Annotated in this window: 6 protein-coding genes; 5 read left to right on the top strand and 1 reads right to left on the bottom strand. The window is 35.6% G+C overall.

Annotation, left to right across the window (positions count from 1 at the left end):
- The first annotated feature begins 90 nt into the window (after window positions 1–90).
- The 3 genes from FLP_RS12795 (at window position 91) to FLP_RS12805 (ending at window position 4,771) form a co-directional block, all read left to right on the top strand.
- Window positions 91–3,336, top strand: coding sequence for a TIM-barrel domain-containing protein (locus FLP_RS12795; protein WP_165606672.1), 3,246 nt, complete (start codon window positions 91–93; stop codon window positions 3,334–3,336).
- A gap of 228 nt (window positions 3,337–3,564) precedes the next feature.
- Complete coding sequence (locus tag FLP_RS12800; RefSeq protein ID WP_065449877.1) at window positions 3,565–4,245, top strand: 3-keto-disaccharide hydrolase; 681 nt, start codon at window positions 3,565–3,567, stop codon at window positions 4,243–4,245.
- Between the two features lie 55 nt (window positions 4,246–4,300).
- Window positions 4,301–4,771 (top strand): energy transducer TonB, encoded by a 471-nt coding sequence (locus tag FLP_RS12805; RefSeq protein WP_083195861.1) that lies wholly within the window; start codon window positions 4,301–4,303, stop codon window positions 4,769–4,771.
- Window positions 4,772–4,864: 93 nt separating this feature from the next.
- Here the strand turns inward: FLP_RS12805 and FLP_RS12810 are convergent, their stop codons facing one another.
- Window positions 4,865–8,815, bottom strand: a complete 3,951-nt coding sequence (locus FLP_RS12810; RefSeq protein ID WP_065449879.1) for a hybrid sensor histidine kinase/response regulator transcription factor — start codon at window positions 8,813–8,815, stop codon at window positions 4,865–4,867.
- Between the two features lie 392 nt (window positions 8,816–9,207).
- On the opposite strand from FLP_RS12810, the gene FLP_RS12815 reads away from it, so the two are divergent.
- Together FLP_RS12815 and FLP_RS12820 are read left to right on the top strand one after the other, a co-directional pair.
- Entirely contained in the window at window positions 9,208–12,216 is a 3,009-nt protein-coding gene (locus FLP_RS12815; protein WP_065449880.1) for a SusC/RagA family TonB-linked outer membrane protein, read from the top strand.
- Between the two features lie 16 nt (window positions 12,217–12,232).
- Entirely contained in the window at window positions 12,233–13,759 is a 1,527-nt protein-coding gene (locus FLP_RS12820) for a RagB/SusD family nutrient uptake outer membrane protein (protein ID WP_065449881.1), read from the top strand.
- Window positions 13,760–13,772: the final 13 nt, after the last annotated feature.

The raw sequence follows: 13,772 nt of genomic DNA on the forward strand, positions 1-13,772 counted from the left end.
TTTCAATAAAATCATTCAGATTACATAAATTCATTGGTTTTAATGACAGCATTGAAAGTATTTATTTTAAGATTAATTTTAAAAGAGAATATGAAAACAAAAAAACTTTTAGTTACCATTTTTTGTCTCGCTTCTACAGTTTTAATGGCTCAGGAATACCAACCTGAAGCCAATCCAAAAGCAGTGGTAGTGTCAGGCAATGCCAGATTTACGGTGCTTTCGCCTCGTGTAATACGTATGGAATGGAGTTCAGATGGTAAGTTTACAGACAACGCTTCGCTAACATTTGTAAACAGAAACCTTCCGGTACCCAAGTTCACAAAAAAAGAGTCTAAAGGCGAACTGCAAATTGTAACTGATGTCTTAAAACTTAAATTTAAAACAGGTCAGGGTAAGTTTACCGATAAAAACTTAAGTGTCGATTTTATGGTGAACGGAAAAACGACTTCCTGGAAACCCGGATTGGCTAACACAAAAAACTTATTAGGAACAACCCGAACTCTTGATGGAGTTGACGGACCCGCGAAAGAACTGGAAAAAGGAATCATTTCCCGTGATGGCTGGTATTTGATAGACGACAGCGAACGCCCTCTTTTTGATAATTCAGACTGGCCTTGGGTAATGGCACGTCCCGGAGATAAACCTCAGGATTTATACTTATTTGCCTACGATTCTGATTATAAAACAGCCTTAAAAGATTATACTGATATTGCAGGTAAAATAGCCATGCCGCCACGATTTGCTTTTGGTGCCTGGTGGTCACGCTACAGAGAATATTCGGATACTGAATTTCGCGATCTTGTTGGCGAATTCAAAATGCATGACGTTCCTCTTGATGTATTTGTAATCGATATGGACTGGCACATAAAATCATTGCCGGAATTCTTCAAAAACGGACAAAGACAAAGAGATCAGGCTGGGGAAGATGCCGGATGGACGGGTTTTACATGGAATAAAAACTTGTTTCCTTCTCCTGAAAAATTCTTAAAATGGACAGATGAACAACATCTTAAAACTTGTCTTAATCTGCATCCTGCTTCGGGAATACAGCCTTTTGAAGAAGTATATCCTGAAATGGCAAAAGCAATGGGAATTGATCCGGCGACAAAAAAATATGTACCTTTTGATATTACCGATAAAAAGTTTGCTACAAATTATATGAATCTGGTATTGCATCCTATAGAAAAAGCAGGAGTAGATTTCTGGTGGCTTGACTGGCAACAATGGGGAAGTACCAATATTCCCGGAGTTAATCCTACCATTTATTTAAATTACGTGCATTACAGCGATATGGAGCGCCAAAACAAAGTACGTCCGCTTATTTTTCATCGTTGGGGAGGACTTGGCAATCACAGATACCAAATCGGGTTTTCAGGTGATACGCACGTATCCTGGGAATCATTGAATTATCAGCCTTATTTTACGGCAACTGCTGCCAACGTAGGATTTGGTTATTGGAGCCACGATATTGGCGGTCATCAGGGCGATGCCGGAACTGCCGAACTGTATACAAGATGGATTCAGTGGGGTGTTTTTAGTCCAATTTTTAGAACGCACGCTACCGCTGCACCACAACACGAAAGACGTATTTGGGCATACCCGCTTGATAATTTCCTGATCATGCGAGAAGCTTATCTTACGAGATATTCTTTGGTGCCGTATTTGTATAATGAAGCACGTAATACTTATGAAACAGGCGTTTCTACCGTTCACCCCATGTATTACGATTATCCGAAAGAAGAAAATGCCTATTCTATACCTAACCAATATATGTTTGGTCGCGACATGATTGTAAATACTATAACAAAACCTATTGAAAAAGGAAATATTGCCGTACAACACGAAACCTGGTTACCGGAAGGAAAATGGTACGAAACCAGCACAGGAAGTATCATAAAAGGCGGTAAAAAAATCACAATGCCATTTACTTTAGGTGATATTCCTGTTTTTGTAAAAGAAGGAGCAATTATTCCGATGCAGCCAAAAGTACAAAGAACAGACGAAAAGCCTTTAAATCCGTTGATTCTTTCCTTTTATCCGGGTAAAAAAGGCACTCTAAAATTGTATGAAGATGAAGGAAATAATAACAATTTTAAGAAAAATGCTTTTACTTTTACAACCATTACTTCAGCACAATCCGGTAATAAAACGAATATTGCAATAGGAGCAGCAGAGGGTTCATTCCCGGGAATGTTAACTTCAAGAGGGTACGAACTTCGTTTTCCTTGCTCTTTTCCGCCAACAGCTGTAACTGTAAACGGGCAAAATATTCCTTATAGTGCAGAGGCTAAAGCGGGAAGCTGGTCGTACGCCGGAAATGATTTCGAAACACATATATATGTATCAGAATTACCAACCAATAAAACCATTTTGGTTGAGGTACAATTTCCTGATTACGATCAACAGCTTTTGTCAGGTAAAAAAGGACAAATTAAATACATGAAAAATTTCGAAGCTTTCCGTTTATTACATGATTGGAATGACGGTTTGCATAGCCCTTTCGAAATAATGTCGCTTTCTCAATTTGGTCAAAGTCTGGAATACAACATTACAACTATTAAAAAAGAAATCGACGGATTTGGAGATCGCTGGAACAATGCACTCCTGACAATTCAGTCGGTTAGTGAAGCAAATAAAGCCTACAAACCGTATTATGAATTGCTTAAAACTTACGGAAGTATTGCAGAAAGACCAGATTTTAAGGAAGAAACAGAGTTGAAATCTGATACCAAAGCACAAGTTGAGTTTGTACAAAAAGGTTCCGATAAAATATATTACACAACAGATGGTTCAGTTCCAACACGCAATTCGCAATTGTACACAAAACCGTTTGAAGTTACAGTACCTGCGCGCGTAAATGCTATTGCATGTCTTGCGGGCGAAGGGTCTAGCAGTTCTGTTATTTCAAAAATATTTTACAATAAAAAAACAGGATTAAATTACAGTCTTTATAAAGGAAAATGGAGTAAAATGCCTGATTTTAGTACATTAACTCCGGTTGATAAAGGATTTGCACCGGATTTTGATTTAAACAAAATCAAACATGATGCTAATAATTACGGTTTGGTTTATAATGGTTTCATTAATATTCCGGCCGATGGAACATATACTTTTTACATCGCATCAGATGATGGCAGTAAATTGTACATCAACAATCAACTGCTAATTGATAACGACGGATTGCATGGTTTTGATGAAAAGAAATCTGAAATAACATTGAAAAAAGGACTTCTGCCAATTCGACTAGAATATTTTCAGGAAAGTTATGGCGAAGGTCTTTCTGTTGAGTTTTCATCAGAGAAAATGGCCAGAACCAGTCTTTTTCCTTCGATTTAATTTGGTGTTTTTTTTAGTTTAATTATAAAAATAAGGATGGGTTTTGGCTCATCCTTATTTTATGTTTTAAAGCCATTTAAATATTATAGGCGAATAAGCAGCTTTTTGCTAATTTTACTCGGAACGGATATTCAATTTATATCTAAAATGAACCATAACAAAACAACCATGAATTTACTGATCGAATTAAAAAATGAGTTTCAGTAAGTTTATACTAAATAGTAAAAAATGAAAAAAGTAATAATTGCAGTAGTGATTTTGTTTGCAGCACAAACGATTCAGGCACAGAAAGGTTTTAAACCTCTTTTTGATGGAAAAACAACAAAAGGCTGGCATTCTTACGGTAAAAATTTCGCCGGAGCAGGATGGAAGGCAGAAAATGGCGTATTGCATTTTGATCCCGATGCAGCAAAAGACGGACAAGGTGGAGATTTAGTAACCAATGTCGAATATGCAAATTTTCATTTAAAATTAGACTGGAAAATCGCTCCCAATGGCAATAGCGGCATTCTTTTTTATGTAAATGAAGATGCTGCAAAATATCCCAATACTTTTAGTACAGGCCTTGAAATGCAGGTTTTGGACAATGATGGTCACCCTGACGGAAAAATTACAAAACATCGTGCGGGAGATTTATACGATTTAATTCAAAGCAAATCAGAACCTGTAAAACCAGTTGGAGAATGGAATTCAGCCGAAATTATCAGCAAAAACGGAAAATTAACTCTTATTTTAAACGGAGTCGTAGTCGTTGAAACCGTACTTTGGGATGATAATTTTAAAAAATTAATTGATGGAAGTAAATTTGCGACCTGGCCTGGTTTCGGAACATTCAAAAAAGGAAAAATAGCGCTGCAGGATCACGGAAATAGTGTGTGGTATCGCAATATTGTATTAAAACAATTATAAGGAAAGAACCGGGAAAATTTATTTCTGATGTAAGTATAACGCAATCCAATAAATAATGAAGAAAAAGTTTTTTTTACTTTTTAGTTGTATCATAATGGCAAGCTGTCAAAAAGATAAAAGTAAACCTGCAATTGTTAGTCCTCCTTTAAAAGTGGAAAAGGAATTTCAAAAAACGACTGTATTAGAACACAATGTACAGGAAAATGACCATGAAATTTACAATCATTCATTGGTAGACTCTGTGCCTAAATATCCGGGAGGTATCAATAAGTTTCATGTTTTTTTAAAGAAGAATTATGTTGCACCAAAAGAAGCAGTCGAAAATGAAGCCTACGGAGGAGTCTTTGTCAATTTTGTAATTGAAAAAGACGGATCGTTGTCTAATATAAAAGTTCTTCGTGATTTTGGTTATAAATCGGGAGAAGAGTTGGTAAGAGTTTTAAAGTTATCGCCCAACTGGAAACCTGCGATAAAAAATGGATACCGGGTAAGATGTTTGTACAGCGTTTCTTATTATGTTCAGTAAATAAAATTTTAAAAATTAGCTATAAAAATAACTGCTAAACGAATGGTTTAGCAGTTATTTAGCTTACTCTTTACAAGATAATTACATCGTTTTTTATTTGTTCATCGCAATATATTCAGATGGCGTCATTGAAAAATGTTTTTGAAAGTTTCTGCCAAAACTTGTTTGCGATTTGTAGCCCACTTTTTCGGCAATTTCATACATTTTAAAATTCTCATTCAAAAGCAGTTCTGCTGCTCTTTTCAAGCGTACAATATTGATGAGTTCATTCGGGCTTAAATTCGAAATATCCTTGATTTTTCGGTATAAAGTCGATCGGCTCATATTCATGATTTCTGCCAGAGATTCAACACTTAAATCAGAATCAGTAATGTTTTTTAAAATTTCCTCGTCCAGTTTTTTAAGGAATTTTTCATCCGTTTTATTGTGTGCAATACTTTTAATATGCGAAAGAGGCGAACTCGCATAATAATTCATAATCTGTTTTCGGTTTTCGATCAGGTTATTGGCCTGAACTTTCAAATAATCCATCGAGAAAGGCTTAGCAATATAGGCATCGGCACCGGCTCCAAGGCCATCAATTTGAGATTTTAGCGAGTTTTTAGCCGTAAGCAAAATAACCGGAATATGACTCGTTTCCAGATTGGCTTTAATTTCTTTACACAAAGTAATCCCGTCCATAACAGGCATCGAAACATCACTTATGACCAACTGAATATTTTCATTGTGAATAATTTTCAGGGCATTTTCGCCATTATCTGCTTTTAAAACCGTGTAGACCGACGACATTTCTGCGGTAATAAAATTCAGTAAATCCTCATTATCTTCTACAATCAAAAGCTGAGGTTTCTCGTGTTTGTTTTCGATTTCGGTAGTTTCAGCTTCTGTTTCAATTTCTTCTTTTTCTGGTTCATTATAAAACATAAATTCTTCTTCCTGACGAAGCGGCACCACAAGTTCAAAAATATTCAGTTTAGAATCCGGAATTACCTGCAAACTTCCGTGATGCAATTGTGTGAGCGAATGTGCCAGCGAAAGTCCAATTCCGGTTCCGGAAGTTGCATCCATATTATCGACCCTGAAAAACGGCTCGAAAATTTTATCTTTCAAATGAAACGGAATCAAATTCCCGTCATTCTTTACAATCAAAGTCAGTTTCTTTTCGTCCCTAAAAAGTGAAATAGAGGCCTTTTCGTTGGCATATTTAATGGCATTACTCATCAAATTGCTCAGGATTTTTTTGAAAGCTTCTTTGTCTACAAAAGCAAAAATATCTTTATCGCCCAGTTCCAGTTCAAATTCAATGGCTCTTTCCTCAATCAGCTGACTGAATCTTAAATGAAAATTACGAACCATCGACGAAATATTCGCTTCGACAAAAGTCAGTTTCAATCCACCAATTTCCGACTTTCTAAAATCCAGTAATTCATTCACCAATTTCAACAATCGCGATGTGTTTTTTTTCATTATCGAAAGATTCTGAGGTACTTCAGGCAATTGATGCTCCATCACCAGAAGTTTTTCCAAAGGTCCTTTTATCAGCGTCAAAGGTGTTCTGATTTCGTGCGCTACATTGGTAAAAAAATCAATTTTAGCCTGATAAATTTCTTTCTCTTTTTCGTCGTTGAGATGCTTTATTTTTCGATTGTTTTTAATCTGGGTTAAGTTTTGTGAGTAGCGAATGATGTAGTAAAATGAGCCGCAAACCAGCAGAAAGTAAAATAAATAAGCATAAGAACTCGCCCAAAACGGCGGCAGAATCCTGATTTTTAATTCTATCTCTTTACTCCAAACCCCAAAACTATTCAGTGATTTTACTTTAAAAACATAATCTCCCGGTGCAAGTTCAGTAAAAAATACCTTATTGTTGCGCTCGAGATAAACCCAGTCATTATTTACGTTTTCCAATTTATACCAATATTCGGTAAGTTCCGGAGCGGTATAATTTAAAGAAGCAAATTCCAAATTAAACGAGGATTGATTGTTGTTGAGTTCCAGTTCATCAATATGCGAAATAGATTGCTGTATAGGAGAATCATCCTGGTTGGCATTAATATCTTTATTGTTGATTTGCAAATTGGTAATAAAGATAGACGGAGTGTATTTGTTTTTGGTGAAATTCTTTGGGTTGAAACTGATCATTCCGTTTAGGTTTCCAAAATACATATCACCGTTTGTATCTTTAAATGCCGATGCATAATTAAACTGATCGCTCAATAAACCGTTTGCCGTGGTATAAATCTTAATGCTTTTATGGTCAGGACCAAATTTCACCAAACCTTTAGAAGTGGTCAGCCATAAATTTTTAGCATCATCTTCTAAAATAGAATATACAACATTGCTGGGGAAACCATTTTTGGTAGTGAATTTTTTAAAAGTCCTTGTTTTTTTATCCAATAAATCCAGACCGTTTTCAGTGGCAAACCATAAGTTTTTCGAACTGTCTTCAAAAATATAATTGATAGAATTATTGCTAATGCCATTTGGATTTTTGTAATCATAAATAAAAACCTCTTTCTTTTTGGTTTTTGGATTATAATAAAACAAACCATCGCGATAACTTCCCGCCCATAAATTTCCGTCGCTGTCTTCTTTATAATTCGTGTAATGCGTGGTTTCCGGAAATATTTTTAAAATGTCGAAATTATCATTTTGCTCATTATATTTATAAAGCCCCATTGTTGTAATCACAATCAATTCATCTTTTTTGGTTTTATAAAAAGAAAAAATAAAATTACTTCGCAATCCGGATGATGGATTATTGGCAGTGTAATGTTTGATCACCGCACCCGTATTTCTGTCTAAAACATCTAAACCATGCTCAAAAGTTCCCACCCAAATCTTGTCTTTTCGGGGCATCAGGGCATGTATATTATAATACGAAACACCGTTTTTACTTCCGTTAGGTAAATAGGAGGTAAACTGCTGTTTTTTAGGATCAAATCGGTTTAATCCCGCATCTTCGGTTCCAATCCAGAGATCGCCTTTATCGTCTTTATGAATTTCCCTGACGGCGCTTCCGCTAATAGAGTTTTGTCCTTTTTGCGGGAAATATTTCTTGAATTGCGTGTATTGTTTTTGATGGTAATTAATACCGCCAAAATAGGTGCCAATCCAAATTCCGTTTTCCTTATCAATAGTGATCGAATACGCCGCATTGTCGGAAATGGCATAAGGATCATTGTAATTTTTTTTGAGATTTACATTCACTTTTGTTTTCAGGTTGTAAACATAAACGCCTGATTCGCTGGCAATCCAGAGTTCATCGTTGCCTTTCGTTTTAAACTGCCGAACATAAACCGGATTTTTACCTGAAAATTGTAAACCCGCAGTAGTTTTATTTGGGATATTATAAATCAAAACCCCATCTTCCTGTGTACCAATTGCAATATTATTTTTATCTAATGCATAAATAACGGTAATCCTAAAATTAGCCGAATTTGCCGGAGGCGTTATCGGAATATTTTCAAATGAAAGATTTTCTTCAGAATAACGGTAGATTCTGTTTAGGGAAGAAGCCCAAATCTGGCCATTAGCATCCCGCGAAATCGAAGTCACTATAAAATATTTATTCGGATTAAAAGTTTTGGTTTCCTTTTTTACCGTAGAATATTTGTACAGAATATTGCCTGAAATAAACCAGATATTTCCGTTTTTATCGTGGTTGATATCGTTGATCCTGTCATTAATAGCTTCATTTAAAACAGTAAACTCATCCGTCTTTTTATTGTACTGATACAAACCTTTATCTGTACCTACCCAAATTACACCTTTATATTCATGAAGAGACTGAATATAATTGCTTCCCAGACTATGAATCGGGTTGCCATTACTGCGATAGGTTTTAAACCTGTAACCATCAAACCGGTTCAGGCCATCTTTGGTTCCAAACCACATAAAACCATCTTCGTCCTGTAAAGAAGTCAAAACCGTGTTGTTGGAAAGTCCTTCCTCGACCTGAAAATGTTTAAAATAATATTCTTGTGCCTGAATAAAATTTATCGAAAAAATCAATAAAAATGAAAAAAGAAAGAATTTACGCATTGTTGTGTTATTTAAGATAAAATCATGTTGTAATCAAATCGTGTCAATGTTCAACAAAATGATGCAAACCGCTGTTTAATTGGATATAATTCTACAATTTGACTCATTTAAGAGAGAAATTGACACAAATGAATCATTTTATTTTGAATTAAAATCATCTACTTTGACTTTTTAAATAAATGATATTGATAATTTTTAACCTTAAAAAATAAGGCATCAATAAAATTAACTTTAAAAAACAATCACATTAACACTTTTGAATTAAAATGAACACATTATTATTAGTAACCAATTTTAAAATGGTACGTCGCCATCACACAGACGCTTAAAAACTTTACAAATTCAGTACAAAACCAACCAAAAAAATGAAAACTATCTAAAATGAAAAATCAATGAAAACAACGTTCACTCAAATTTTAAAGCAGAGATATTACCTCTTGTTTTTCTTTAGTTTATTAGTGCAGCAAGTGCAGGCACAACAGCAAATAACCATAACGGGAAAAGTGTCTTCTGCAACAGGAGAACCCATTCCGTTTGCAAATGTTGTGATCAAGAATACCAAAAACGGTGCAGTTACCGATTTCGACGGAAGATATAAAATTACGGCAGCTTCAAATCAAACCCTGATTTTTAGTTCGCAGGGATTCAAAACAATCGAAATTGCGATAAATAATGCCACAACAGTAGATGCTTCTTTACCTGAAGATGCAATGAAACTGGACGAAATTGTGGTGGTAGGTTATGGTTCTCAACAGAAAAAAGACCTTACAGGAGCTGTTTCTCTGGTAAAAGCCGGAGAAATTCAAAAACGTCAGGTTACAACTGTCGCAGACGGACTTCAGGGTTTAGTGACCGGAGTTAAAGTTCGTGGCGGCGGCCGCCCGGGACAGGAAGCCAATATTGAAATTCGTGGTTTAAAGAACCTTCAAAACACCAATCCGTTATATGTAATTGATGGTGTAATTACTTCTGCAAACAGGGATTTTAACCCAAATGATATCGAAACTATTCAGGTTTTAAAAGATGCATCTGCAGCAGCAATTTACGGTTCAAGAGCTGCAAATGGTGTAATCATCATTACAACCAAAAAAGGTAAAAAAGGACCGCTTAAGGTGGAAGCTTCTGTGAAATCAAGTATTACCACAATGCCAAGATATGATTTAATGGGAACTGAGGAGTTTGCAAAATTAAATAATCAGGCATATGATAATGCGGGATATCCAAGACAAAATCTTAACATGGCAGTTAATACAGACTGGCAGGATGCTGTTTTCAAAACCGGAATGATCAACGACTATAATGTAAGCGTTTCCGGAGGTGGAGAGAACTCAACCTTTTTTATGTCAGGAAATTATTTTGACAATAAAGGAACAGTTGTAGGAACTGATTTTGACAGAATTTCATTCCGTGTAAATTCAAGTGGAACCAAAGGTATTTTTAGTATTGGAGAAAACATTGCCATCAGCAATTCTAAAACAGATGAAATGTCTGGAAATCCAATTATTGATGTTTACAGAATGACGCCAACAATTCCGCTTTATGATGCTGGAAATCCTGGAGGATATGGTTACGGAAAGCAAGGAGTAGCAGATACTTTTGGTACAAATCCTTTAGCAATTGCTGATTTTTCGAATGCAATAAATGAAAATTTCAGAATCAGAGGAAATGTCTGGTCAGAATTAAAATTGGCATCGTGGTTAAAATACCGTTTCAATTTTGGATATGAAACTAGTTTTGATTCTTATAAATTTTTAAGAAAAATTGGAAACTGGACATTAAATCAACCGGTAGATCCTTCTATTATTGATCAAAATAAAGGAAGATCAGAAACGATGTTATTTGAAAACACATTGAATTTCAAAAAACAATTTGGAAAACATGATCTGACAATTTTAGTGGGACAGACTTTTCAAAAAGATAAATACGAACAAATTTATGGCACAAAGAGAAATATTCCGATAAACTCAGGAACGGGTCAATATTATCAGGTTCTAAATCAGGGAGATTCACCTGTAGTGGGTGGTTTTATTAATGAAGCTTCTCTGGCCTCTTATTTAGGAAGATTAGAGTACAATTATGATAATCGTTACTTATTTAATGCCGTTTTAAGACGCGACGGATCATCAAGATTTAGCGATGAAAACAAATGGGGAAATTTTCCTTCTGTTTCTGCTGGATGGAGAGTAAATAATGAATCTTTCTTTAAATCTGAATTTATTAAAGATTTGAAATTAAGAGCAAGTTACGGAGAATTAGGTTCTGGTAACATTGGAAATTACGAATACAAAAGTTTCGTGAATAATTTTGGACAAATTGTCTTAGGAACAGGACAGACTTTGTATCCATCTGCAACTCAGGTAAAATTATCTAATTCTCAGTTACGTTGGGAAAAGCTAAAACAAACCAATTTTGGATTAGATCTGGGAGTTTTAAATAATGATCTACGTTTTACCGCAGATTATTTTATTGCCCGTACAGAAGATGTATTATTTGGATTTCCCATTTTATTAACCACAGGAAATGACGGAGGAAATCCTATTTCTAATGCCGCAACGGTTGAAAATAAAGGTATTGAACTGGAATTGGCTTACAGCAAAAAAATTAATGAATTCTCATTTAATGCTTCTGTAAATTTTACCAAAGTAAATAACAAATTGGTGTCTTTAGGAAATGGTCAAAACGAAAACATCGTTGGAAATACAATGACAAGAGCAGGATCGCCTGTAGGAATGTGGTATGTATTGCAAACTGATGGATTGTTTCAAAATCAAGCTGAAATAGCCAACTATAAAAATGCTGACGGAAAAGTAATTATGCCAGGCGCAGTACCCGGAGATATCCGTTTTAAGGATGTTAACGGCGACGGGCAAATTACAAGTGATGACAAAGCAATTGTTGGAAGCCCGTGGCCTGAATTCGAAATGGGTTTAAATGCAGGAGCAGAATACAAAGGTTTTGATTTTTCGATGAACTGGATTGCTTCTCACGGAGCAACTGTTTATGACGGATTTAGAAGCGTTGTAGATCGTTTTGACGACAATAGTAATTACAGAGCAGGAATTCAGCCCTGGACACCTGAGAACCCAAATACGGATTTCCCTAGAGTAACAAAAGGTTCAACTTTAAACTCAAGAGGAGATAGTGACCGCTTCTTAGAAAATGGCGATTTTATCAGACTTAAATATATTGGGTTTGGTTATAATTTGCCGGAAAGTATCTTGAATAAATCCGGAATTGCAAGAGCAAGATTAACATTATCAGCACAAAATATTATTACAATTACAAAATACAAAGGTTTAGATCCTGAATTTTCAAACGGTAATATTTTTGAAAGAGGTGTAGATAACGGAGCTTTCCCAAATCTTAGAACATATTCTTTTGGAGTTGAATTTAGCTTTTAATTAAAAAAATAGGATAATGAAAAAAATAATAATAACAACCGTAGTTTTTCTAGGTCTCTTTTTTGCATCATCTTGTGAAAATGAATTAGATCTGAACAGCCCAAATGATATAACAGTAGATCAATATTGGAAAACTGAAAGTGATGCACAAGCCGGCGTTAACTCCATTTATGCCATGTTTTATAAAGATGGATTATGGGCAAGATGGATTTATTTCCGTCTTGACTTAACTTCTGATGAGGGATTTAGTAACAGCCCGTGGACAGAATTGGCAGACTGGACAAGATTCAATTATATCAATTATAATTTTTGGGAAGGAAATTCAGTAACATGGAGAGATACTTACAAAGCCGTTTTTAGATGCAATCAGGTTTTGGCAAATGTGCCCAATATTACATTTCAAAATGAAGACGATAAAAAGAAAATTTTGGCGCAGGCTAAATTTTTCAGAGCGTTACATTACTACTATGCCGGAATTATTTGGGAAAACATTCCTTTAGTGCTGGATCCTTCTACACCGGCTGATTTACCACAGCAAAAAAACGTGACCGAAGTTTGGGCACAGGTGGAAAAAGATTTAAATGAGGCTTTCGCCGATTTGCCTGCTTCATGGTCAGGTGACCAAACCGGACGTCCTGATAAAGGGGCTGCAAAAGCTTTTCTGGCAAAAGTATACATGCAACAGCATAAATGGGCAGAGGCAAAAGGGGCTCTGGAATATTTAATTACCGGTCCCGGTGCCAAGTATAATTTAGTAGCAAATTACAGAGACAACTTTACAGACGTAAATGAAAACAACATTGAGTCTGTGTTTGAAATTCAGTTTGGAGATCAAAGAAAAGGTGGAACAGGAGAAGATCAAAATGCTGCAGTTTCCAGTAATCGCAGTCAATTTTTTGCCCCAAGAGGAATTGGATGGTCAGACGGACAAGCTCGTTTCTGGTTAGTAAATGCTTTTAAACAAGAAAAAAATAAAGACGGAAATCTCGACGCAAGATTAAGATACACTTTATACTATCCGGGTTTACTAGCTGATTTTGGAGACAAAACATACGGCAAAAACTGGGAGTGGGGCAATGATGAAGCCTGGTTCAGAAAAGGAAGTCGTGATTATTACCGAAACAACGAAGATTATTACAATCAGGTAAATTACAGATTGGTTCGTTACGCAGACATATTGTTACGCTATGCCGAAGTGCTGAACGAATTAGGAAATACAGCTGGCGCTTACCAATATGTTGATTTAGTAAGAGCACGTTCAAACATGAACACACTAGCGGTCGCACATCCTGAAATTGGAAACGATCACGATAAATTTTTAGAAAGATTAAAAACAGAACGAGTTTTAGAATTGGCCGGTGAAAGTGTTCGCTGGGAAGATTTAAAACGCTGGGGAGATTTAAACACTCAGGCTTCTGTGGATAAAATTGCGCTTCGTGATCCTGATTTTAAAAACTTTACAGTAGGTAAAAACCAAAGATTACCAATTCCGCAGGTTGATGTGGATAATAATCCAAACCTGGATCAGCACGCTGAATATTAAAATAGTTAAAAGG

The sequence above is a fragment of the Flavobacterium piscis genome, assembly GCF_001686925.1.
GTDB classification, from domain to species: Bacteria; Bacteroidota; Bacteroidia; order Flavobacteriales; family Flavobacteriaceae; genus Flavobacterium; species Flavobacterium piscis.